A 25,148-nucleotide genomic window follows, 5' to 3' on the forward strand; every position below is an offset into this window, starting at 1 on the left:
AGCTGAAATCACCAGCCACGGAGGCTGGTGATTTCTTTATGCATCATAATCAAATTCATCCGGATGCTTACCGATACGGTCCCCACTGTGCAGTTCGTCGATACGCAGCATTTCATCGCTCTTCAAGTCAAAGTCGAAAACATCAAAGTTTTCTTTCTGACGATCCGGATTGGACGACTTCGGAATAACGACGACATCATGCTGCAGGTGCCATCTTAAAATAACCTGAGCCGGGGTTTTTTGATAGTTTTCAGCGAGCTGTTTTAAAATCGCGGCATCAAAATAGCGGCCTCGGGCTAGCGGAGCCCATGCTTCCAGCTGGATTCCTTTTTGATAACAGTAATCAGCAAGCGCTTCCTGGTAGAGGGCCGGGTGGAATTCCACCTGGTTGACCATAGGGGTCACTTCTGCATCCATCATCAGTTCATCGAGGTGATGCTCCATAAAATTGCACACCCCAATGGCTCTGACACGTCCCTCATGGTAGAGTTTCTCCAACGCTTTCCACGTGTCTTTGAATTTCCCGAGAACCGGCCAGTGAATGAGGTACAAGTCCAGGGTCTCTACTCCCAGTTTATCAAGACTTCTATTAAAAGCTTCCAGCGTTTCTTCATATCCCTGTTCGTCATTCCACACCTTCGTAGTAATGAACAATTCATCCCTGGGCACCCCACAGGCTTTTATTCCTTCCCCAACCCCTGCTTCGTTCCCATAGAATGAAGCAGTGTCAATGTGGCGGTAACCAAGGTCGACAGCGGATTGAACCGCTTGCTTAACTTCTTCTCCATCTTCCATTTTATAAACGCCAAGACCTACACGCGGAATTTTCACACCATTACTTAGAACGGCTTCCGAACGGATTCCCATCAAAAAAACTCCTTTCTTTATTAAAAAGCGGCCTGAAAGATGCAGTCCTCTGCCTACACCATCAGCTTTATGACAGGATGTACCCTTTATGGACGGGAATCTAAACTTCTACGAAGAGGTCCGGTTGGATGAGATGAAGCAGAAAGTCCTCTTTTTCTTCTCCAATCATCAGCAGCCTGTGAAGGGGACGGGTCATAGCTACGTACAGCATTTTCAAATCAAGCTCCGACTCCTTGAAAGGATCACGGTCGTTATATAAAAGAACAGCATCGAATTCAAGACCTTTGGCCATATAGGCAGGCAAAACCATCCGTTCAGACAAGCTTTCCTCCCCTTCTCTCAAAAGCTTAAAAGCCATGCCATAAACCTCCAGTTTTTTCTGGACATCCTCAGCTTCCGCCATCGTTTTTGTAATGATGGCAAAGCTGGACAGCCCTTCTTCCACGAGACCGAGGCAGTAGGCATTGACTCTTTCCTCCCATTCATTTCTGAGAGGAAGAAACTGTGGAAGAGATCCGTGACGGACGACAGGCTCCGCCCGCGGCAGAGAGACCGGAAGATAAGTAAGCAGGCCGTTCGCGAGATCCATAATTTCAATGGTTGTCCGATACGTTTTCTGTAAAGTTAAATAAGAGGCTGAAGGAAAGATGTCCTCGACCAATGTTTCCCAATTGTCAAGCCCCCTGTATTGATAAATGCCCTGGGCCAGATCTCCGACAATGGTAAACAAGTCCGTTTGACAGGCCCTGCGCAGAGCATAGATTTCAAAATAGCTGTAATCCTGTGCCTCATCGATCACCACTTTTTTAGCGCGGTCATCCGGGTGGATGCCTTTTAGAAATGTATAGAGATAAAGCAGAGCCGCAAGATCCTCGGAGTAGACATATCCCTCTGCAAATGCCGCTCGGGAACAGCGGCGGACCGCTCTCCATTCTTCGGTATCCTCAGGGTGGACGCCCAGAAATACGTCCTCCTCAAACAACCTTTCATACGTCCTCTCTATAGGAAAAGACGGGTACTGCTTCATAAAGGAAGCGACTGCCGTCCGTGCGGCCTTTTTGATTTCAGCGAGCCGTTCCTCTTTTCTTGTAATCAAGTAGCTGACTCGGATTTTCCGTTTATCCGGATCCTTCATTCCGTAAAAAGCCTTATCCAGTGCTTCATCGTATTTGGCAGCCACCTTTTCAAGAATCTGCTTTTTCTTACGCCGCAGTTCACTTTGGAGAACCGCTTTAATTTTTTTCACCCGTACCTCATAAGGAAAATAGCTGTATTCCTCAAAAAACAGACGGTTGATGGCTCGAGCTTTCTTTATCCGGAACTCCGAAAGCATAAAATCCTGATTGATGTTGTACTGCTTTTTTAATGATTGGATATAGGTGTCCATGATGGTTTGGAATTCCTTCGATCCTTTCAAACGGGCGGCTGTAACCCCATCCCGACCGATAGTACCTTCAACAGCCTGTGTGAGCACATCATGCTGAGTAATGACCGGCCTCTTGATCCCGGCCGTATGAACGGCGTAATCCTGGAAAGTGGACTGTCTGGCGCGCTGCACCCCCAGTTCAGGAAGTACTTCTGAGATATACTGGATGAATAGACGGTTGGGAGCGAGAATCAGCATTTCGTCCGGCTTGAATATCTCCTTCATCGTATAAAGAAAGTAGGATATGCGGTGCAGAGCAATCGTCGTCTTTCCACTTCCCGCTGCCCCCTGGACAATGATCGGCTTTCGAAGATCCGCCCGGATGACACGGTTCTGCTCTTCCTGAATCGTCGAAACAATTTCGGATAAGCGCCCACCGGCGTTTTGGGAAAGGGAGTCCTGCAGGAGATCGTCATTAGCCGTTACGTCTATGTCCCGGTAGTCAATCAACTCTCCTTCTTCAATCTGGTACTGCCGCTTTAAAGAAACTTCTCCCTCATACCGCTCGCCCAACGCCTCATAGCTGACCTCCCCAAGCCGTCCTTCGTAATAGACGTTAGCCAGCGGGCTCCGCCAATCCAGGATAATGGGAAGCTGCGTTTCCCTGTCGAACAAGGAGACCTTCCCTATGTAGAACTGTTCTTTTTCGGGATTTTCTTTCCGGTGAAAATCGATCCTGGCAAAGTAAGGCTTTCGTCGCAGACTTTTCAAATTATCCAGCTGGTCGCTGGACATCTTCATAAAGTTGGCGTGGGAGAGCATTTCCTGATACCGCAAACTGCTGTCCTGGAAATCGAGGTTTTCCAGCGTATCCCCCTGGCGCTCCTTTAAAGAGGCACGACCGCTTTCCTGGGCAGCAATCATCCGCTCCATATAAGCCTTCGTAAAATCCAGACGATCCTTCTCATACTGAAATTCATTCAAGCTGAATCTCCTCCCTTCCATGAATAGCTGCGATCAACAAATCTAAAAACAGAGAAAACCAACATATCACACCCTTCATGGAAGCGCAATCAAATCTATTGTAAACCTTTTGGGAGCATGAAAAAAAGCTTGTAGAGGAAATTCTCTACAAGCTCGGTATGAAGGAATCCTGTCGGTTACCTCTGCTTTTCCGGTGCGAGTTTAGGAAGCGGCCGCTCAAAAATCATATAAGACAACAGCCGGAGGAAAAGGGGATACAATGCGATCACCCCAATGATATCTCCGATGCTGCCCAGAAGATCAGTACCAAGGAGCCCCACAGCCAGAATCAGCATGACAAGGAGATTGACGGAGCCCGTCAAACCGTTTACCGGTTTCCAGACGCCCGCAACCGTCCGGGTGTCCTGTACAAGTTTTTCAAAACATTGATAATGATAGGGACGCAGGCGGAACCAGCTGGATGCCGTCACCAGCTCATCCCTGTCCTTGATTTCTTTATAACAGTAGCGGCACATATTGGATTTCACAGTATCTACTCCTGAAGATAATTTTTCATCAGCAAACATTCGTTGCCTTTTTCATTATACCTCAGACAGTCCATAACCCGAAGGATGAGCATAATGCCCCGGCCGTTTTCATCCAGATCCTCCATTTTCGGAAACCAATGCCTCACATCGCTCGATAGTTGATAAGGCCGCCAGTCAAAACCTCCGCCCTGATCGTAGACCCGTACGACGAGACGGTGCTTTAGAAAGTTCACCTTCAGCAGGATTGGGTAATCTCTGTTCTGCCCGTGTCCGTGCTCCCAGGCATTCCATACCGCCTCAGATATACTGGCGTCGACGAGCAGCTGATCACTCCCAAAGTACTTGGCTAAATAGGGGTGGTATTTTTTCCGGATCGTCCTTATTTCTCGTGGATGTCTGATCTGTGCTTCAAGAGACGTCTTCATGATTCAACCTCTCCTCTGCTGAATGAGTAAAGAATGACTAATGTGGTGATTTGTCTACATTTACCTATTCCCTTTTATGTCGCCCTATAAAAGGTTCGATCGTTTTTTTCATAAAAATGGAAGAAAAAACTTCCTTACTCTTTCTTTCAGCACTCACTTTTCAAACTCCTGAATGAGTCGTATAACCCTTTCTTTCGTCTGTTCACTCTTATAATCCTGCATACTTTCCAATATTTGTTGTTTATTCTGCATCAACGTCTGAAGATCCGTCGCAAAACGGTCCCTGGTCAGCTCTTCCTCTTCCAGCTTCATCGCATAGCCCTGCTTGACAAAGGAATCGGCATTCAGGATTTGATCACCCCGGCTGGCCTTTCGCGACAATGGAATAAGAAGCATCGGTTTTTTCAATGCTAGAAATTCAAAGATGGCGTTGGACCCGGCCCTGGAAACGATAAAGTCCGTGGCTGCAAATAAATCCTTCAACTCGTCCTGGACATATTCAAACTGGGCATAACCCGGCCGCTTCAGTGAGTCATCCTTGTTTCCACGTCCACAAATATGAATGATCTGCACGTTCTGCAGCAGTTGATCCAGATTGGAGCGGACCGCATCATTGATGACCTTGGAGCCCATGCTTCCTCCCATGACCATCACGACAGGTTTCTGCTTATGGAAGCTGCACATAGAAAGACCCTTGGAGCGACTGCCCTGGAACAGCTCTTCCCTGACAACGGCTCCAATAAATTCACCTTTGTCTTCCGGAAGGTGCTTCATCGTTTCCGGGAATGTAGCCAGAATCTTTTTCGCAAACGGGAAAGAAAGCTTGTTCGCAAGACCCGGTGTGTAGTCGGATTCATGGATGAGCGTGGGGACGCCCTTTAATCTGGCAGCCATCACGACCGGAACCGAAACAAACCCGCCTTTTGAAAAGACAACGCCTGGTTTTCTCTTCCGGATGATAGACAGAGCCTGCATCAGGCCCTTGGCTACTTTAAAGGGATCCTTGAAGTTCTCCTTCGACATATATCTCCGGAGCTTTCCTGTGGAAATTCCGTGGTAGGTCACTCCTTCCAGCGGTTCAATCAACTGCTTTTCAATTCCTTCATAGGAACCAATATAATCAACGGTATATCCCTGTTTTTGAAATTCCGGGATAAGAGCGAGGTTCACAATGACGTGACCTGCCGTTCCTCCGCCTGTAAATAAAATACGCTTATCGTTCATGATTGAATTAACGTCCTTTCTACGATCTTTCTTCTATGGATAAATGTGCTATAATCCTCATATTCCTCTAAATTGCATTGTAACAGAAAAGGGAGATCATCATGTATGAAACTCACACAATAAAAGAGAAAATCAAACTATTTCTAATCATTTTGTTTCCTATTTTAATTACCCAGCTCGGCATGTACGCTATGAACTTCTTTGACACCGTCATGTCCGGCAGAGCGGGGCCAGATCAGCTCGCTGGTGTTGCAATCGGGTCAAGCATCTGGGTACCCGTTTTCACAGGTCTGAACGGTATTTTGATGGCGATTTCCCCGATCGTTGCTCAATTAAAAGGCGCCGGGAGGGAAAAAGAGATTCCTTTTTCCGTCAAACAAGGGGTCTATCTGGCTGTCCTGCTGGCCGTAGTTGTAGCAGGGACCGGTTGGTTTCTACTGGACCCCATCTTGTCCCTCATGAATATTGAACCTGAAGTTGCCCGCGTGGCCCGTTATTATCTAGTCGCCCTTGGAACAGGTATCGTGCCTTTATTCGTCTTTAATATCCTTCGTTCCTTTGTCGATGCTCTCGGACTGACGAGACTTTCCATGATGGTCATTCTACTGACACTCCCACTCAATCTCTTATTCAACTATGTGTTGATATTTGGTAAATGGGGCGCTCCTGCTCTTGGAGGTGTAGGGGCGGGGGCCGCTTCGTCTCTGACTTACTGGGTGTCTTTACTTATCCTCGTCCTGATCATCCACCGGGTAAGACCATTGAGACGCTATGAGATTTTCAAGTCATGGAAACGGCCATCGCTCCATGAATGGAAAGATCAGCTGAAAATCGGTGTTCCCATCGGGTTCGCGATTTTCTTTGAAACGAGCATTTTTGCTGCGGTGACCTTCTTCATGACGGTGTATGACACCAATACGATCGCTGCGCACCAGGCAGCGATCAACTTCGCTTCGTTTCTGTACATGGTACCGCTCAGCATTGCTTTCACTTTGACGATCGTTGTCGGATTTGAATCAGGGGCGGGACGCTACAAGGAAGCCCGCACCTATTCCTACCTGGGCATCGGACTCGCTGTATGTATGAGCGTCATTGCCGGCCTCATCCTATACGTATTCGATGACAGTGTGGCAAGGTTGTACAGCTCTGATAAAGCTGTCGTGGAATTGACAAAGACTTTTATTATTTACGCGGTATTTTTCCAGCTTTCTGATGGATTCGGAGCCCCGCTTCAAGGCATCCTCCGTGGATATAAGGATGTGAACATTACATTGGTGATGGCCTTCGTTTCCTACTGGGGAATCGGGCTTCCGAGCGGATGGCTGCTTGCCAACTACACAGCTTTCGGACCCTACGGCTACTGGCTGAGTCTGACTATCGGCTTAACAGCCGGAGCAGCAGCCCTGTTTATCCGGATGGTCCTGCTGCAGAGAAAACAGCTTCGTGAATAAATAAAGCCTCCTGTAAATGAACAGGAGGCTCAACATATTGAAGAAATACTATAATCGTGTGAACCATCACATCCAGCTTTTCGGTGGATGCTTGCCGCGGGCACGTCCTCAGCTACCTTGATCAAGTGGATCTTGAGCTTGCGCTTGCGCTGTTCCCGCAAGTGTCACCACCGAACGCTTCCCGTGACTTCACTAAATGATGAGCAACGAAGAAGTTTTTTCTTTTTCAACAAAATTGATGTGAAAATTGTATCTTGACACAGCCATTCAAACTTAACGAAAAACGTTTACTGCAAACGATCCTTGTTTGACAAAAGTCGTGTAGAATCGTTTTTAATGTTCAGGCGTCTTATTATGATTTTAAGTTCATAACCACGAGACGTTCTTCTGTCATATCCTCCATCGCATACTTCGGACCTTCCTTGCCGGAGCCGCTGTCCTTCACACCACCATAAGGCATCAAATCCACGCGGTATTGAGAAGAATCATTAATCATGAATCCTCCAACTTCCACGTTTCTGGCCGCATAGAAAGCCGTGTCTACATTCTGGGTGAAGATCCCTCCCTGCAGACCATAGCTTGACGTGTTGACGTCTTCGATACAGGCTTTTATGTCAGAGAACGTTTGAATGGTGACGACTGGGGCGAAGATTTCTTCACAAACCACCTTCATGTCGCCGGTCACGTTAGTAAGGATGGTCGGTTTCAGAAGAGCACCTTCGCGTTCCCCACCATAAACGACTTCCGCTCCTGCTTCCTTCGCTTCCTCGATCCACTGCCCGGCACGCTCGGCTTCATCCTCACTGATCATCGGCCCTACGTCCGTTTCCGGATCATTCGGGTCGCCGACCTTCAGAGATTCTATCGCCTGGATGAACTTGTCCTGAAAAGCATCTTTCACATCATCGTGAACATAAATCCGCTGCACCGAGATGCACACCTGTCCGGCGAAGGCAAAGCTTTTAGCCGCAATATTTTCCGCCGCTGCCTCTACATCCGCTTCTTTATCGACGATTACGGGCGAATTGTTCCCCAGTTCGAGCACCAGTTTGTTCAATCCTGTGTTCTGCTTCAGCTTCAATCCTACTTCTGCGCTTCCTGTAAACGTATAGAGATTAATGCGGGAGTCCTGCATCATCTGATTACCGACCGTCGATCCGGAACCTACAACGACGTTGAGCAGCCCTTTCGGGAGTCCTGCCTCTTCAAACAAACCGGCCAGTTTCAGAGCGGAAATCGGCGTTTTACTTGCCGGTTTCAGTACCACTGCATTCCCTGCGGCAATAGCTGGGGCAATTTTGTGAGCGACGAGGTTGATCGGGAAGTTGAACGGACTGATGGCTCCAACGACACCGACCGGAACCTTGATTGTAAAGGCCATGCGGTTTTCCGATCCAGGTGCTGCTTCAACCGGGACCCCTTCCCCATGAATGCGTTTCGCCTCTTCAGCGGAAAGTTCAAACGTCTGGGTCGCACGATCGATTTCTGAACGTGCCTGCTTCAACGGCTTTCCAGCTTCGTGGGTAATCGTTGCCGCTAAGTCTTCCTTATTTTCCTGCAGAAGTTCACTGACCCGCTTCAGCACTTGATAACGTTCATAAGGAGAAAGCTGGTTATTCCGGTACGCATCGGATGCAGCCGCAACGGCTTGATCGACCTCTTTTTCAGAGGCTTTAGCCACATGTGCATAGGTTTCCTGTGTATATTTATTAAGGACCTCCTGTGTTTCACCGGTTTTGATCCATTCTCCATTTATGAACAGTTGATAGGTTTCCACGGTCATCTCTCCCTTATCTAAAATGTCTATACCTGTTTATTTCCTCAATAAAATATCCGTAAACGTCTCCTTGAAGAAACTGGATCTTCTATGATGGGGGACAGACTACAGGTTCCGTTAATCAATCGGGTCTTTCGCCTTTCCATAACGGAGAACATCGTAAACGGCCATGCCATCACTCGGTTTACCATTATCATTGCGGTAAGGGAACAAAGAGAAAAATATGAAGTAGATGGAGAAATAAGCATACTGGTAAAAGAACAACGTGGAAGGCAGGACATCAATGGTGATTAAATAATTGATAAGCAGAATAACCATCAAATTGAAACCACTACCGGCCAGATAGATGGCAACATGCGCCCACGTTTTGTTGTAGGTCAGAGAGTCATACTGGCACCAGCCTTCCATGAAGTATTTCTTTTTCACTTCCAGAGGTCCGATGTGAAAGAGCGTCTCTCCTGTGCCGAGACAGAATTTGATTTTTCCACCGAATAATCGTGCTGTCCATACGTGCCCGGCTTCATGAATAAGGGTGACCAGCGGGAGAATGAGAAAAAAGTTAACGAAAAACATCGGAAGATCACTGAGCGTAAACATGGATGCGTCCTTCCTTTCTATAGGGTTGAGTCATGTCTGATTAAAGAGACATAGCCCAACATAACACACGAACAAAAAATATCCTAATATAACTAAAAAGCACTTCGCATCTCTTTTCCACTTAAAAAACAATGTTTCTCTATAATATCTGGGCCCGGAATCTATTGGTTCATGCATCGATCGACGGCGGGTTTGATGACAAAAAAAAGTCTGAATGGACGCATCCATTCAGACTTTTTATACGATTACAAGAAAAGACCGGCAATTGTTGCAGAAAGCATAGATCCAAGCGTCGCACCGATCAAAAGCTTCAAACCGAAGCCTGATACGCGGCCGCCTTTTTCTGGATCGATCCCCTGAACGGTACCAGCAATGATTCCGATGGAGGAGAAGTTGGCGAAACTTGTAAGGAAGACCGTCACGATACCCGCGGTTTTCGCAGATACACCGTCAAGCATAGACTGGAATTCAAGCATGGCTACGAATTCGTTGGTCACGATTTTCGTTCCCATAATCGCTCCGGCATCCAGAACCTCAGCTGCCGGAATACCCATCAACAGGCCGATAGGAGCAATGATATATCCAAGCAGCTGCTGCAATGTAAATCCGCTGAACAACGCACCGAACATTGCGTTAACCAATTCAAGGGAAGCAATGAAGGCAATCAGCATAGCCGCTACGATCAAGGCGATTTTACCACCATCAAGGGCTCCGTTACCCATGGCTTCAAAGAAACTCTTCGCATTGGAAACATCCTGGATGTCAACTTTATCTTCTTCCTTGGACACTCGGACCGGTGCAATCAAGGAAGCGACGATCAACGCACTAAACATGTTTAACGGCAGTGCAACAAGGATATATTGATCCGGGAGCATATTCAGGTAAGCCCCTACAATCGAAGCCGACACAGAACCCATCGCTGACGCACTCACAATATAAAGACGGTTGTCATTCAAATTGTGGAACTGCGATTTAATCGCAATCAACGCTTCAGACTGACCGAAGAAAATACTGTTGACCGCGTTAAATGATTCGACTTTCGGAAGACCTGTGATTTTGGAAAGTCCCCAGCCGAGATACTTGATAATAAACGGAAGTATCTTCAAATACGTAAGAACAGACAAAATGGTAGCGAAGAAAATAATAAGAAGCAGTACGTTAAAGAAGAACACGCCGCCTTCTCCAACCTCTACACCACCAAGCACGAAGTTCACACCTTCTGTACCAAAGGCGATAAGCTTGTTAAAGCCCCAGGAAATACCGGTGATGATCGCCTCACCGATTTTGGTATTGAACATGAACCACGTAATCAGCAGCTGGACAGCGAGCATAATTCCAATGCCCTTAAAATTGATATTTTTGCGGTCATTGGACATTAGAAAAGCGATTCCAATAATGACGGCAACTGCAAGAATTCCTAATAGAATATCCATGAAAAGTCCTCCCCCTCTATTTTTGACAAAAAAGCTAAAATGAAAATGCTTACATCTAGTAATTCCACTATGGATTTTATCAGGTTGTCAGACGTCATGCAAGGTTTATTTGTATGAAATATAATACATTTCTGCTATTATTGTCGTTCTGTTGTGTAATATGTCGCATATTCTTAAAATTTATCCATACAATCAAGAAAAGTAAATAAACCATTTTTTAGGATTTTTGTATTTTTCTTAACAAAAATAGAAAATAAGGGGCTCCTATCACAGCTGTAAATATTCCGGCCGGGACCTCTGTAGGAGGAAACAAGCCCCTCCCCAGACTGTCCGCCGTCACAAGAAGAAGGGCTCCCGTTAAGGCGGAAGCCGGAAGCAGATACACATGCCTGTTCCCCACCATCTGCCTGGCAATATGAGGAGCAATCAACCCGACAAATCCAAGGGTTCCGACTACAGCCACAGAAGCCCCTGCCAGAACAACAGCCAGAGCAAGAAGAGACAGCCTCGCTTTTTGAACCGGTTCTCCCAAGCCCTCAGCTACATCATCACCTAAGTTCAGGACATCCAGCTTCCTGGACAACAGCCATGCAGCAGGCGCCCCGATCAGAATAAACGGAACGAGCATAAGGACATCCGTCCAATCTTTCCCCCATACGCTGCCGGTCAGCCAGACGAGAGCTGCGTTCGTTTCCAATGGAAATTTGATGGTAAGAAATTGAATGCCTGCCTGACACACCGCACCCAGAGCAATCCCTATTAAAGCGAGGGTTGCCGGCTGGACACCCCGCCTGAAAGCAAATACATACAGGCCAAGCATGACGAGAGCGGCTCCTGAAAATGCCGCGGCCGGAAGCGCCAGTACCGGCAGGCCCGGGTACAACAGAATTACAGCGGCAGCAGCCAGGCCGGCGCCTTTCGTAATTCCGATTACATCAGGCGAGGCAAGCGGATTTCTGATGACACCCTGAAGAATGGCCCCGGATAACCCGAGCCCTGTTCCAGCTAACAATCCGACCACAATACGTGGGAGACGGAAGTTTTCAATAATGTACGCCTGTCCTGACGCCTCTTTGCCAATGATATATTCAAAGATCCCTGCAGGACCGATCCATACCGCACCTATTCCTATCGATAAATAGGTCATGACCAACAGCAGCATCAGCAGCATCCCGAGCCATCTTTTTGGTGTTCGAATCAACGGGTTCATCCGTTACGACCTCCTCTGCCGGCCAGATATAAAAAGAATGGAGCACCTATGAGTGCGGTAACGATCCCCACCGGGGCTTCCCCTGGATAGGAAATAAACCGGGAGAGCACGTCTGCAGACGTCAGCAGTACGGCTCCATAAAGCGCAGATACAGGCAGCAGGATCCGGTAATCAGGACCAAGAAGTTTACGGATTATATTCGGAATGATCAATCCAATAAATCCGATCGGTCCGGCTACAGCTACGGATATACCCGCAAGGACAACGACCAGGAGAGCCGCCCCTCCCCGGATCCACCCGATTTTCTGCCCTAGTCCTTGAGCGACATCATCACCAAGACCGAGTGTCGTCAGCGGTTTGCCTAGTATACCTGCACCCGCTAACCCGACAGCGGCCCAGGGAAGAAGCAGGTTCACATCTGTCCATGTCCGTCCGTCAATCCCTCCGGCAAGCCAGAACAAAACATCTTCCGTCGATGTTTCATGAAACAATACAATGCCCTCAATCATAGATGAAAGCAGAAGGTGGATGGTAATGCCGGATAAAGCGAGCTTTACAGGAGTCATCCCTCCTCCTGTTGAAGCCATATAATACACAGCAGCGCCACCGACTGCCGCCCCTAAAAAAGCCCCATAAACAAGCGTCCCAGCTCCTAACCCCGGAAAAAGGACGACACCAATCACAACCATCAGGGACGCCCCGGCATTTACTCCGAAGACCTGCGGAGAGGCGAGCGGATTATTGGTAATCGCCTGCATGATGGCTCCTGCGGCAGCAAGACACATCCCGATCACAATGCCCGTCACCGCCCGCGGAAGACGGATAGTGTCTATGATGGAAGAGGCTTTACTTCCATCAGGGGAAAACAGAAGGCTCAATACCTCTGAAAAAGAGATCGCGTAAGCTCCAATACTTAAACTGGCCGTAAAACTGGCCAGCAGCAAAAGGATGCCTACTACGATGACCGTTCCTGTTTTAAAACGGTGTAAGGTTTGATTCACACGACATCCTCCTCTTTCCTGCATCCTTACATAAAAAAAGCGGAGGTATCCCTCCGCTTTTTACTTACTGACCCTCATAAAGATACTGAACGGCATCTTCTAAAATTTTCTCTGAAGAAATCAAGCCGCGGAAACGTGACCACATGTTGCGATCCACTTCATGGACTTCTCCATTTTTTACAGCGGATATGTCCCGGTACAATTCGCTGCCTTCCCATTCCGTAACAACCGTTTGATCACCTGAGGACATATGGAACATGACGTCAGGGTCAAACTCTACGAGCTGTTCCAGGTTGATTTTGTTGTAGCGGTCATCGCCGCTTTGGATCGCATTCTTCAACCCAATGGACTCAAGGAGTGAACCGGTGTAGGACTCCATATTATGAGCAAAGTAGCCGCTGTCAGCGACAACAGCAGGCAGAACAGTCCGGTCCTCATCCTCAGGCACCTGACTGCGCAGTTCTTCCATCGTTTCTTTATGTTCAGTCAGTACTTCTTCTCCATGTTCTTCCATACCCACAGCTTTCGAAACCGTCTGGAAGCTGTCGATGATGCCATCGTAATCGGCGGCCAGTGAAGGAAGAATGATCGTTGGAGCAATCTCAGACAACTGATCATAAATGTCTTTATGACGCTGCATGTCCGCAATGATCAAGTCCGGCTGAAGTGAACTGATCACTTCAAGAGAAGGCTGCTTCCGTGTACCGACAGACGTATAGTCATCAATTTTCTCACGGATCGGTTCTATGATCCGCGCCTCATCATTATCGTCGGCAATTCCGACAGGTGATACACCGAGAGAAGCCAGGTTATCCACGAAAGAAAACTCGAGGGCTACGACTTTTTCAGGCTGGCCGCTGATTTCCGTCTCTCCCATCTCATGTTCAATCACCCGTGTTTCCTGCTCACTGGAGCCTTCCCCATTTGAGCTTTCCTTCTGTTCCCCTTCATTCTCACTGCCACACGCGGCAAGCAGAAGTACAAGGAAGAGGAGCCCTATGTAACTCCAATACTTTTTCATAAACATCCCCCTATAATTGATAACCATTATCACAAACTCATTCTATCATAATAAGAATTCTCCGCCGTGTAAAGGACCGAAAAAAGAGAAGGCGCACCTGCACCTCCTCCAATGTCCACTCCTATTTAGTGATAAACATCTGTGTCCAGTAATAGCCGTAACTTCCACCCTCTGCATAACCGACACCGATCTGGGTCAACCCCGAGTCCAGAATATTCTTCCTATGGCCGGCGCTGTTCATCCAGCCATCTACCACTTCCTGTGGTGTGCGCTGGCCGGCAGCAATATTTTCCGCTGCTTTCTGGTAGGAAACATTAAAATCATTCAACATTTGAAACGGAGATCCATAGGTCGGGGATTGATGAGAAAAATACCCCTTCCCTGCCATATCACGAGACTTATACCTGGCGACCCTGGAGACCTGCCAATTCGCCTTCAAAGCTGGAAGGCCATTGGCTGCCCGTTCTTCATTTGTTAAATCAATGACCTGGCTTTCCACAGACTTGATGTTCGGCTTTAACGGGATCGTCACCCTGTCACCGGGATAAATTAAGTCCGGATTATTGAACTGGGGGTTGGCATTGATAATTTCCGAAAGACCGATTTTGTATTTCCGTGAGATTTTCCAAAGGGTATCTCCACGCTTAACCGTATACGTATCCGTCTGCGCGTGAATGATTTCAGGACTCATGGAGAACAGCAGTACGATCAGCAGTACAGCCTTACCGATCCATTTTTTCATACGATCATTCCCTCCTATTCATAGCTATAGTTTGGTTCAAGAGAGGGAAATTATGTATAAAAAGGAAACAAAAAAACACCTGCCGTTGGTCAGGCGGCAGGTGCACATGTATTATACCATAGGGGAGGTATAAACCATTTTATTAATGAAACGAGTGAGCCACTTCAACCAGGTGCTGAGGTGTCACACTACGTTCATTCATGTCATCAGGAACAGCAGGCTCTTGGGGACACAAGCCTTTTGAAGATGCCGTTCTTCGTCCATCCTAGCTTTTCGGCAGCACGGTTGATCACGCATCCTCTGTGCTGAAAAGAACATGGTTTCGTTTCCTTCAATATACAGGCAGACGTGAAAGGGGTAAAGCGTGGAAGCACAAGCCGCAGATTCAGACTTGAACGTGCCTGCTTTTCTTATCCGCAGGAACCCTTTTATCGGAATGCAGGAACTGAGAACGATTCCGGCGTACAAACCCAGTCGTTTGGACTGCTGAAAGAACGTCCTCCAAAATCGTTCTACTCTACAGACGAGACTCGACTTGAAAAGGTTTCAGCAGGAAGGAAAAAATCCATATCTTTTTCTTCCTAATTCATTATGCCATGTTCAATGATCTTGATATCGAAGTGAGGCACAATCGCAATTTCAGGATATTCCTCACTCCATTCCACCTCATTCCAATAGTCAGGATGATACGCTTTCACTCGTCTTCCAATCCCGAACACATCACTGTTCGCTTCCTGAAGCGTAGTGAGTATTTTTTCTGATTCCTTCGTGAATACATCAGTAAGCTGCTCTTCCAACATTTTAATTTTCCCTTTCACATAGAGATGATCGGACGGGTACTCGACCACTTTCAACTCCAGGTTTACATGTATATCAGCCGTCACCCCATCATCAACCGTCAATTTCATTTTCCTTTTCATTTTATTCACTTCAACGGTCGCATAGCTCGTAATCTCATCATTCTCACCAGAAACCTTCTCCGTCAGACGGGCGATTTTCCCTTTCTTCCCCTGAAGCAGCATGTATAAAGTGGACTTCTCCGCTGAAATCTTCTCTCCTGTGTACGTTTTTTCATGAAATAAACCCATTCCGCTGAAATTGATAGCTCCATTCTGTTTGTCAAGCTCTATGAGCGGAACCGAAAAATCGATCCCTGGCTCAATCAGCTCCGCACATAACAGCTGCAGATTTTCCCCTGTGGTATGGGTCGAAGAAGCCGCTGTTTCCAGCATTCCTCCGAGATATTCGCTGATTCTGGTCTCTCCGGTCGCTCTCAGACGGGTGATTTCCTCTGCTGTACCTTTTTCCACAACTGCCATATAGGCATTCAAGTTACTTTTCGGATCTCTGTACATATCGTCCAGCACAGGAAAAATCCCTTCTTTTGCCAGCTCTTCTCCAAATACGACCACCCTGACCTTGGACGGATCAAAATTATCTGAAATCATCATGTCAATTTTATCTCTCGCTTCTCTCGGTGTATGAGCTTCCGTGGAGAGTACATTGATGAATTCCTGACCAGGACCCTCTGAGCTTCGGGTAACCGTGGGGATGGATACTGTCTGCCGGATAGCCTGTTCTTCTCCGGTATCGAATCCCATCGAAAGAACGAGGCTGATATTTTTAAACTGCCGCTCATCCCAACAGCCTGTCAAAAGAATAAGTGCAGTCAGGATCAATACCCCTTTCCTCATCTTATTCACCTTCCTTGTACCGGTTTTTCCTCACATAGGACAACGGCAGCATGATTAAGGGAATACCCAGCGAAAAAGCGTACCCCATACGAAGGACCAGTTGATTCAACTGCTCTGTTTTCTGAATGTCATACCCGACATAAAGAGTCAAAGCAAGGACGATGATACCGACTATGATTCCGGCTGTCGTTTTTGTACAAATCGGGCACAGGTGGCTTAAACCAAGACCCGCCATGTATAAATAGGTTCCAAAAGTGGTAGCCACATTTACGACCCATATGGATATAAAAAACAAGTCAAGTCTCGCTATAATCGGCAGTTCAAAAGCTTTCAGCATGTATAAAATCGGTTCCGGGACAAGTGTGATTTCCTCTGTGCTGAAATACGTAAAGCTGACAAACACAATGATGAAATAAAACAAAAACACAAAACTGTGGGCATACAAGATCACTTTCAGCTTTTCTTTATGCGTGCCTATCACCTTGGAATAGATTACAAGCGATACGATATAACCGAAGAACGAAAAAAACGCTTGATTCACTGCGCCGAACACCCTGCCCCATCCACTCTCGAGTATCGGAAACAGATAAACGATATTCATTTCTTTTGCAGAATATAAGATCACCCCAAATAAAATGAGGATTAAAACAGAGAGCATGGTATACAATCTGCCCATGACAAGCAGGCCGCCGGAGATCATATAAAAACAGACGAGAATCATTAAACTAGCAGTAATCCACAAAGGTGTATGAGGAAGCACCCATAGACTGATCATCCGGCTGTACAGAATGATGATCAAAGTCCCCACACTAATAAAATAGAGGACGAACCCGGCACTCAGCACACGCCCTCCCCATGTGAGAAAGATTTTTTCATTGATCCTGTACAGCGAATCTTCAGGGAAATTTCTCGCCGTCCCCCATATCGCCAGGAGAACGACAGGAAGGGCCGAAGCTCCTATAATCAGGGATATCCATCCATCCTGCCTGGCTGCACTATGAAGTTCAAAAGGAACACTTAACACTCCAACACCAATCTGGGTCTGAATGATAATAAAGAAGAATTGACGTCTGGAAATTTTCTGATCATCTATCGGATTGTTTTTTTGAAGAGGCTTCTGCCCCGTCCGGCTGTTGGTTTGGTTTTGATCCTTGCTGGTCACTGAGCTTCCACTTCCTTACTGGATTCAATGCGTCAGGCTTAATCGCATGCGAGTCTTTCGGTCTCGTTTTCATCATAAACATCGGAAGGCGGACAAACGTATCCTTGAGATCTCCAAAATTGAGCGGTGCTACCGGAGCAAGATAGGGTACACCAAAGGACTGCAGCTTTGTCAGATGGATAATAATGATAAGCATCCCAAACACGATACCGACAAACCCCATTGTTCCGGCCAGAACAATTAACGGAAACGTCAACAGACGAAGCGCTGTGCTCAATTCATTGGAAGGCACTACAAAAGAAGCAATCGCCGTTAAAGCGACAACAATAACCATTAAATTGGAAACAAGCCCCGCACGTACGACCGCATCTCCGATTACGAGCCCCCCTACGATACCGATGGTCTGGCCGATCGGCGCCGGCAGCCGGACCCCGGCCTCACGGATCAATTCGATAATCACGACCATGACCAGCGCTTCGATAATCGGAGGATAGGCTATTTCATTGATGGAAGCCTTCACAGGGATGATCAGTTCATCAGGGATAACCTCAAAATGAAAACCGACGATAGCAATGTAAAATGCCGGAAGGCCGACGGCAATCACAAAACTGAACAGACGGACAAGACGGATGAATGTTCCTGTGAACCAGCGCATGTTGTAATCATCAGACGCCTGATAAAACATGAAGAATGTGGATGGGGCAATAAGCGTTGTCGGAGTGCCCTCAGCCATGATGGCCACACGTCCTTCCATTAAATTGCCGACCACTCTGTCCGGCCTTTCTGTATGAAGCATCTGTGGGAATGGCGTATTCGTTTGATCCTCAATGTATTCTTCAATCAGGCCGGGACTGTGCACCATATCCGTTTCGATAGAGCTGACCCTTCTTTCCACCTCCTGAACCAAGGAAGGATCTGCGATGCCGTCCATATAAATGATAGCGACATTTGTATTGGTGTATGTGCCAAGCTTGATGTACTTCACGGTTAAATTCCGATTTTCAATCCTTTTTCGGATCAGGTTGATGTTAATCATGATATTTTCGATGAATCCGTCGTGCGCCCCGCGGATGACCCGCTCGTTCTGCGGCTCTTCCGGTGTCCGGTTATAGCAGGACGTCACATCAAAAAGGTGAACTTTATTGGAACCATCCTCGATATAAGCCGCCTGACCACCAAGCAGATTCGTGATCACTTCTTCAAGGTTTTGAGTAATCCGTGCACTTCTCAACTTGGAAATTTCGTCAATCTGGCCGTTTTCGACAGGGGCGAAGATTTTTTCAAACACCTTTTCCTGGTCAGACAGTGATTCAAAATACAGTAAAGCCGCATTCCCTTCATTGAGAACACGGATTTTCAAATCATTGGACTTATGAAAATTGCTTAAGAGGTAATCAACATTCTCCGATAATTTCTTGGAACTCAGCTGTTTACGACCATGATTATGATCGTGCGCCAAATCCCTGTCCTGGAGTCTTGTATGATCTCCAAAGAACAACCGCTTAAAAAATCCCATGAGCATCACCTGTCCTTAATCTTCCAATCAGAAAGGAAAATATACCCGTAGGAACATAAAAAAACCTGCCTGCCTTTTTAAGGGCACGCAGGTTCAGGATTAATGACCAGGGAAGAAGGCCATCTGCAGGATGAAGATTAAAGCAAACATGTACAGCATCCAGTGGACTTGCTTTCCTTTGCCGACGACAAGTTTCAAAATCGGGTACGTAATGAACCCAAATGCAATCCCTGTTGCAATACTTGAGGTAAGCGGCATAGTAAGGATAATGATAAAAGCCGGGAAAGCATCATCAAAGGAGCCCCAGTTGACTTTTGCCAGCCCCTCCATCATAAAGCAGCCGACGATGATCAACACCGGGGCGGTAATCGCAGGCAGGCCGGAAACTGCCCCTACAACAGGTGCAAAGAACATGGAAACAAGGAACAGACCGGCAACGACCATCGTTGTCAATCCTGTCCGTCCTCCTGCTGCTACACCAGAAGAAGATTCAATGTACGCCGAAGAAGGACTTGTTCCGAACACGGCACCGACCGTTGTAGCAGAGGCGTCCGCCATTAAAGCTGCGCGGGCTCTCGGAAGACTTCCGTCCTTGCGGATGAATCCAGCCTGCTCGGCTACACCGATCATCGTCCCCGTCGTATCAAAAATAGTCACGAGTAAAAACGCAAAGATCACAGTATAAAGCCCGTTACTGAACACCGCTCCAATATCCATATCCCAGAAAACGGGAGCTGGAGGTGTATCAACAAAACCATTCAGTTCAAGCTGACCGGTGAAAAATCCAACAAGGCCGGTAATGAACATGCCGATAAATAGTCCGCCGGTAACCTTTCTTGCGATCAGGCCGAGTGTGACCATAAGACCAAAGACGGTCAAAAGCACACCGGGAGATGTCATGTCTCCAAGGGTGACAAGCGTTGTATCACTCTCAACAATAATGCCGGACATGCGCAGTCCAAGAAACGCAATAAACAGACCGATTCCGGAGGTTATGCCGTATTTCAAGGATGGCGGAATCGCCATAATCAACGTTTTTCGAAGACTTGTTAAACTTAAAATAACAAATAGAATACCAGCAACAAAGACGGATCCGAAGATGACCGAATAGCTGACATCCTGCTGGACCACTTCTGTAACAAAATAGGCGTTCAATCCCATCCCGGGGGCGATGGCAATCGGATAGTTGGCTGCAAAGGACATAATCAGCGTTCCTGTGACAGCAGCAATGATCGTCGCCATAAACACCTGACCGAACGGAACACCCGCCCCGGACAGGATCGCAGGGTTTACAACGACAATGTAGACCATCGTCAGAAAGGTCGTAATCCCCGCAAGTATTTCAGTTTTTATAGTGGTTTGGTTCTCTTCCAAACGGAATAATTTATTCATCAATGTTAACACCAATCTTTCGCGTAAGAATAGGACGTCTCTTATAGTAATAGTAAAACGAACAAAAATCAACTGTATTTTATTAATGTTCGTGTTTTTATTGTAAACAGAAAAAAACCAGTGGAAAAATTACTTTTCCACTGGTTTTTGATTGGTCACAGCGTCAATATACCAGCCCATGACCGAATCGGTATCTTTTTCCTCCAGGTAGTAGCAGCGCGCCACCGCTCCGCCTCCACCTGAGGTAAGCGTCACCTGAATAGTAGAAAGACCGGAACGCTTCTGCAACAGGGTCTGCTTCTTGGATGCGGCCTGGATGCGGAACCTCTTCATCAAGTAGGTCTGCTTGATAATATTTCTTGAACGCAGACTCAACTGGGTACCATCAATCGTCCACCCTGCATCTTTATAGGCAAGCAGGCCGAAGCCCGCTAGCGCCGCGACAGCTGGAACAGCCAGTAACCCATACGGATAAAAGTATATGCTGACCGGTATGGCCGCCAACACCCCGAGCCACGACTGCCGGATCATGTAACGATATTTCGATCTGGCTGGTGGCTGTTTGAAATCACCCGCAACCTGATAATCTTCGAGAATCATCTGGAGGACTGCTTCGATTTCCTTTTTCCGGATCATTGGAAGCAGTTTCAACTGATGTTCATCGTTCTTCATGATGGAACCACCGGCACTGATGATCGTAACCGATGCATACCCCATTGGCTGGCGGATCAGGTTTTCATCAATCCGCACCCCTTGAATCCGGTTGAGCGGGATGGTCATCTGCTTTTTCTCCAGCCATCCCCGGGTAATAATCAGGTCCTCTTCCTCCAAGTAGACAGAGAAATACGCATAGCGCATGATCGTAAGGAGGATCGATATCCCATAAGCAATCAAGAGAACAAAGAGGACGGTAACAGCCACCATCAGAACACCGATCTGAATCCAGTCCAGCAGTTCTTCATAAATCGCCCCGACAGGAAGAATGTCCATGAACTGGGAAAAGAACACGGCCACACCGGAAATAACCACTCCCGCCCCTCCGGAAGTGACGGCCATAAGGACAAGATCCTTCATCGTCATGCCGAACACCTTCTGTCTTGGCGGTTCTACCGGTTGTTCCCCGGCATTCTCCTCAACGGTTTCTTCTTCCTGGGCCGCCCGCTTCTGCTGAAAGATGAGCGTCTCCAGCTCTTTGGCTTCTTCGCGGGTAATAGCTGTCAGTTCTGCCTCCGCTCCTTGTGTACCGGTCGCCCCTGCCGTTTCCACAGAAACTTTCACTAATTTCAACGGGCGGTGGAAAATTCCTTCCGAAAAATCAAGACTCTGGATTCTCTCCACAGGAATGTAGCGTTTTTTCCTGAAAATCAACCCATATTCAATACGCAGTTCTCCATCTTCCATCCAATAAGAAAAGCGCAGCCAGCGGATGACTCCTGAACCAAGCACAATCACCAGCAGACCGCCCCAGATGGCCAGCGGGACCCAGTTCCAGTCCCCACTGAACGGGCTCCCGTTGATAAAGATCACCACAATCAACGGCAGCGCCGCATCTTTCAATGTCTTCACAAAATTGATCAAAGCAGAAATAGGATGGAGCTTCCGTGGTTCAAACATCATCCTCAGCCACCCTTGCCAAAGAAGAAATCGACTGGCGCAGACGTTCTGCCTCATCTTCATCAAGCGCTGGTATTTTATGTATCGTCGCCGCTGTCGATATGCTGATGGTGGAAAGTCGGAATTTCCGGAGCAGCGGTCCCTGCTCCGTATCTACGTGTTGAACCCTGACCATCGGTACCAATGTGCGGGTAATGATGAAAATGCCGTGCTGCAGATCGATGTTCTGTTCACTGACCTCATAGCGCCAACGTTTCCAGCGAAGGCCTGGAATCAACCAGATGAAAAGAACGGCATCCAGAACGACCAGTCCTCCTGCTCCTGCCGCCAGCCACCACGGCCATTCCCAGAGGAACACCGTAACGGTTAAAGCCGTTGTGATAAGTAATAGAATGAAGCTGTGTATGACGCCGTATATGCGCCATAGCGTTAAAGCCCGCTTAGAAATACGTTGAGCCGGCTGATTATTCATACGTCCACCTCCTGTACTATCTGTACGGATATGCGAGCCCATTCGTTTCAAACAAACAGAAAGCCCGGCATCCGGGGCCCGGCTTTCTGTTACTTTCTTCCTTGGGATAAGGCTTTCGACTTTTCTGTTGTGGCCGTCATCCCTTGAATAATGGCCTTCCTGAACCCAGCTTCCTCCAGCTTGGTTACACCGGAAATCGTAGTGCCTCCAGGCGTGCAGACGGCATCCTTCAATTCTGCTGGATGTCTGCCTGTTTCCTTGACCATTTTCGCAGCCCCCTCGACCGTCTGGGCAACCATTTTATAAGCCTTGTCCCTCGGAAAGCCCTGCTGGACAGCGGCATCCGCCATCGCTTCAATCAGCATGTATACAAAAGCAGGGGAAGAACCACTGACCGCCGGCACAGCATCCATGAGTTTCTCTTCAATGACTTCCGCTTCCCCAAAGCTTTCATACAGCTCGAGCACTTCGGCCAGATCTTCCTGTGTCACAAAAGCATTGGGACAGAGCGCACTCATACCTGCACCAACCAATGATGGGGTGTTCGGCATGGAGCGGATGACTTTCACATTCTTATCAAACGCCTCTTCCATCGATTCAAGTGTAATGCCGGCAGCAACCGTAATGACTACCGTATCATCGGAGACCTCTTCACGGATTTCCTCAATCACATCTCTGTACACATATGGCTTCACGGCCAGAAACAGCAGGTCGCTTTCTGCTGCCAGCTTCTTATTATCATTGGAAATATGTATGCCGTACTCATCGGCAACAAAATCGATCGTTTCATCAGACAAAGCGGTCGCAGCGATATGTCCCGGTTCCACGACCCCTGCATCAATCATGCCCTGAATCATGGCCTGGCCCATCTGACCGCAGCCGATAAAACCTATACGTTTCTTCACCGTACATCCCTCCTTGGTGATTCTTATTGTATAGGAACTTTGTCGAACACACAATTGCTTCCCGCTTTCACTAATATTTTCTAGTAAAATGATCACGTTTTTATTAGAAAAGGTTTACAAATCAGCATTTGTTACCTATAATAAAGACTGTATTCTTCATATCATAAAGAAACGCCCAAAATATCATAGCTGCTACGAGAAAAGCCGAGCTGTTTAAGCTCGGCTTTTCTCGTTGTGTCCGTGATCTTTAACGGCTTCAAGAACTTTCTTGACTTCTTTCTTGTTTTTTCTGGAAACTAGAATGTATAATGTATCCCCCGCTTTTATTTCCGTCTGTCCGTATGGTGTAATCACATCACCTTTACGGATAATGGCATTAATCAATGCCCTGTCCGGCAGCTCCATTTCCTCAAGCTTCTGCCCGACGACGACATTCCTCGGAGTAACCTCAAACTCAATCATCTCTACATTCGCTTTTCCAATTGAAATCAGTTCCAAAGAATGAATCGGATTGCCAAGCTTGTCGGAAACCAGTTTGAACCGGTCTGCCATCCAAGTAATCGAGGACCCCTGGATGAGCGCTGAAGTCAGGACCGTGAAGAAAACGACGTTGAAGATCACCTGGCTGTTTTCGATGCCGGCAAGCATCGGGAAAATTGCCAGGACGATCGGAACTGCTCCCCGGACACCCGCCCACGATAGAAACACCTTTTCCTTCCATGAAAACGAAAACCCGGATAGACTCAAAAAAGCCGCTGCCGGCCTGGCAATAAAAATGAGCACCCCGGCAATCAATAATCCACTCGACATTACAGACCACGTAAACACCTCTGAGGGAGTGACAAACAACCCAAGGATGATGAACATCAGAATCTGTGCCATCCAGCCAAAGCCTTCATGGAATCGAAGGATTGAATAACGGTAGGCAAGTTCCGCATTTCCGATAATCACCGCAGTTACATAGACGGCAAGAAGTCCACTGGCTTGAAGAAGAGAGCTTGCCCCATAGGAAAGAAAGGCGAAACCGAGCGCAAAAAGTGGATAAAGCCCACTGGAATCGAGGTTGATTCGGTTTAAAGCGAAACTCGCCCCCCAGCCGATCGCAGCACCAACAACGACCCCCGCTCCCATCTGCCAGAAGAAGGAACCGACCATGCCGAACATGTTGACTTCATCAACCGTCAGCAGTTGAATGAAGCTGATCGTCAAAAACACAGCCATTGGATCATTCGTCCCTGATTCAGCTTCCAGTGTAGCCTCCAGCTTCCCGTCTACATTTTTCCCTTTCAGTACAGCAAAGACGGCTGCAGCATCTGTAGAACCGACGATCGCTCCAACGAGCATCGCCTCGACCCAGCCGATATGAAGGAAATATTTCGCTGCAACAGCGACGATTCCTGTCGTCAATACGACTCCGACGGTCGCAAGCGTCAACGAAGGGGCGAGGACAGGACGAATATCTTTCCACTTGGTCAGCATTCCACCTTCAAACAGAATGATAATCAAAGCAATGACACCGACAAGCTGGGCGATTTCCGGATTGTCAAAATCAATAAAACCCAGACCCTCGTTTCCGACCATCATCCCGACAAGAATAAACAACACAAGAGACGGGACCCCGAGACGGGAAGAGAATTTCGTAACGATGATGCTGACAATGAGCAGCAGCGCCATCAGCATAATGAATTGATTGGACTGCAGAATTTCTTGAATCATAGAATGAACTCCTTATATGTAGGATTACACTTTTCATTATACCAAGGAGTTT

22 protein-coding genes are annotated in these 25,148 nt (G+C 47.4%); 2 read left to right on the forward strand and 20 right to left on the reverse strand.

The window, feature by feature from the left end; translation table 11 throughout:
* Positions 1-36: 36 nt before the first annotated feature.
* The 5 genes from H615_RS0118905 to H615_RS0118930 form a co-directional block, all read right to left on the reverse strand.
* Complete coding sequence (locus tag H615_RS0118905) at positions 37-867, reverse strand: aldo/keto reductase (protein WP_035532711.1); 831 nt, start codon at positions 865-867, stop codon at positions 37-39.
* Positions 868-967: 100 nt separating this feature from the next.
* Positions 968-3,217 carry an RNA polymerase recycling motor HelD gene (helD, locus tag H615_RS0118910; RefSeq protein ID WP_051254771.1) on the reverse strand — a complete coding sequence of 750 codons (2,250 nt, stop codon included), beginning with the start codon at positions 3,215-3,217 and terminating at the stop codon, positions 968-970.
* A 176-nt stretch (positions 3,218-3,393) separates the two neighbouring features.
* Positions 3,394-3,744: a hypothetical protein gene (locus H615_RS0118915; RefSeq protein WP_027956607.1), complete on the reverse strand. Its 351-nt coding sequence runs from the start codon at positions 3,742-3,744 to the stop codon at positions 3,394-3,396.
* 5 nt (positions 3,745-3,749) lie between these two features.
* Positions 3,750-4,169 (reverse strand): ATP-binding protein, encoded by a 420-nt coding sequence (locus H615_RS0118920; RefSeq protein WP_027956608.1) that lies wholly within the window; start codon positions 4,167-4,169, stop codon positions 3,750-3,752.
* Between the two features lie 153 nt (positions 4,170-4,322).
* Positions 4,323-5,393, reverse strand: coding sequence for an undecaprenyldiphospho-muramoylpentapeptide beta-N-acetylglucosaminyltransferase (locus tag H615_RS0118930; protein WP_027956609.1), 1,071 nt, complete (start codon positions 5,391-5,393; stop codon positions 4,323-4,325).
* Positions 5,394-5,494: 101 nt separating this feature from the next.
* Between H615_RS0118930 and H615_RS0118935 the strand changes: the two genes are divergently transcribed.
* Positions 5,495-6,844: an MATE family efflux transporter gene (locus tag H615_RS0118935; RefSeq protein WP_027956610.1), complete on the forward strand. Its 1,350-nt coding sequence runs from the start codon at positions 5,495-5,497 to the stop codon at positions 6,842-6,844.
* 352 nt (positions 6,845-7,196) lie between these two features.
* On the opposite strand, the gene H615_RS0118940 is transcribed toward H615_RS0118935, so the two are convergent.
* From H615_RS0118940 to safA, 7 genes are all read right to left on the reverse strand, one after another.
* Positions 7,197-8,627: an aldehyde dehydrogenase family protein gene (locus H615_RS0118940; protein WP_035532712.1), complete on the reverse strand. Its 1,431-nt coding sequence runs from the start codon at positions 8,625-8,627 to the stop codon at positions 7,197-7,199.
* 111 nt (positions 8,628-8,738) lie between these two features.
* Positions 8,739-9,218 (reverse strand): site-2 protease family protein, encoded by a 480-nt coding sequence (locus H615_RS0118945; protein WP_027956612.1) that lies wholly within the window; start codon positions 9,216-9,218, stop codon positions 8,739-8,741.
* Positions 9,219-9,463: 245 nt separating this feature from the next.
* Entirely contained in the window at positions 9,464-10,651 is a 1,188-nt protein-coding gene (locus H615_RS0118950; RefSeq protein WP_027956613.1) for a NupC/NupG family nucleoside CNT transporter, read from the reverse strand.
* A 217-nt stretch (positions 10,652-10,868) separates the two neighbouring features.
* On the reverse strand, positions 10,869-11,861 hold the full coding sequence (locus tag H615_RS0118955; protein WP_027956614.1) for a FecCD family ABC transporter permease: 993 nt from the start codon (positions 11,859-11,861) through the stop codon (positions 10,869-10,871).
* A complete protein-coding gene (locus tag H615_RS21645) occupies positions 11,858-12,862 on the reverse strand; it encodes a FecCD family ABC transporter permease (RefSeq protein WP_244877776.1) in 1,005 nt (334 codons plus the stop codon). The genes H615_RS0118955 and H615_RS21645 overlap by 4 nt, the downstream gene beginning before the upstream one ends.
* A gap of 64 nt (positions 12,863-12,926) precedes the next feature.
* Complete coding sequence (locus H615_RS0118965; RefSeq protein ID WP_035532715.1) at positions 12,927-13,883, reverse strand: ABC transporter substrate-binding protein; 957 nt, start codon at positions 13,881-13,883, stop codon at positions 12,927-12,929.
* 121 nt (positions 13,884-14,004) lie between these two features.
* Positions 14,005-14,625, reverse strand: a complete 621-nt coding sequence (gene safA, locus H615_RS0118970) for a SafA/ExsA family spore coat assembly protein (RefSeq protein WP_027956616.1) — start codon at positions 14,623-14,625, stop codon at positions 14,005-14,007.
* A gap of 364 nt (positions 14,626-14,989) precedes the next feature.
* On the opposite strand from safA, the gene H615_RS22850 reads away from it, so the two are divergent.
* Positions 14,990-15,115, forward strand: a complete 126-nt coding sequence (locus tag H615_RS22850; protein ID WP_280513316.1) for a hypothetical protein — start codon at positions 14,990-14,992, stop codon at positions 15,113-15,115.
* 91 nt (positions 15,116-15,206) lie between these two features.
* Here H615_RS22850 and H615_RS0118980 read toward each other — a convergent pair whose 3' ends face one another.
* The 8 genes from H615_RS0118980 to H615_RS0119015 all read right to left on the reverse strand — a co-directional run bounded on the left by H615_RS0118980 (position 15,207) and on the right by H615_RS0119015 (position 25,096).
* A complete protein-coding gene (locus tag H615_RS0118980) occupies positions 15,207-16,319 on the reverse strand; it encodes a Ger(x)C family spore germination protein (protein ID WP_027956617.1) in 1,113 nt (370 codons plus the stop codon).
* Between the two features lies 1 nt (position 16,320).
* Positions 16,321-17,481 carry a GerAB/ArcD/ProY family transporter gene (locus H615_RS0118985; RefSeq protein WP_027956618.1) on the reverse strand — a complete coding sequence of 387 codons (1,161 nt, stop codon included), beginning with the start codon at positions 17,479-17,481 and terminating at the stop codon, positions 16,321-16,323.
* Positions 17,405-18,997 (reverse strand): spore germination protein, encoded by a 1,593-nt coding sequence (locus H615_RS0118990; RefSeq protein ID WP_027956619.1) that lies wholly within the window; start codon positions 18,995-18,997, stop codon positions 17,405-17,407. Before H615_RS0118990 ends, H615_RS0118985 begins: the two co-directional genes overlap by 77 nt.
* A 99-nt stretch (positions 18,998-19,096) precedes the next feature.
* Positions 19,097-20,389: an NCS2 family permease gene (locus H615_RS0118995; protein ID WP_206936075.1), complete on the reverse strand. Its 1,293-nt coding sequence runs from the start codon at positions 20,387-20,389 to the stop codon at positions 19,097-19,099.
* A gap of 129 nt (positions 20,390-20,518) precedes the next feature.
* Positions 20,519-22,006 carry a PH domain-containing protein gene (locus tag H615_RS21650; RefSeq protein ID WP_051254773.1) on the reverse strand — a complete coding sequence of 496 codons (1,488 nt, stop codon included), beginning with the start codon at positions 22,004-22,006 and terminating at the stop codon, positions 20,519-20,521.
* Positions 21,996-22,475 carry a PH domain-containing protein gene (locus H615_RS0119005; RefSeq protein ID WP_027956621.1) on the reverse strand — a complete coding sequence of 160 codons (480 nt, stop codon included), beginning with the start codon at positions 22,473-22,475 and terminating at the stop codon, positions 21,996-21,998. Before H615_RS0119005 ends, H615_RS21650 begins: the two co-directional genes overlap by 11 nt.
* An 89-nt stretch (positions 22,476-22,564) precedes the next feature.
* Positions 22,565-23,380 (reverse strand): pyrroline-5-carboxylate reductase, encoded by an 816-nt coding sequence (proC, locus tag H615_RS0119010; protein WP_027956622.1) that lies wholly within the window; start codon positions 23,378-23,380, stop codon positions 22,565-22,567.
* 213 nt (positions 23,381-23,593) lie between these two features.
* On the reverse strand, positions 23,594-25,096 hold the full coding sequence (locus tag H615_RS0119015) for a potassium/proton antiporter (protein ID WP_027956623.1): 1,503 nt from the start codon (positions 25,094-25,096) through the stop codon (positions 23,594-23,596).
* Positions 25,097-25,148 lie beyond the last annotated feature (52 nt).

This window comes from Halobacillus kuroshimensis DSM 18393 (assembly GCF_000425705.1).
GTDB lineage: Bacteria > Bacillota > Bacilli > Bacillales > Halobacillaceae > Halobacillus > Halobacillus kuroshimensis.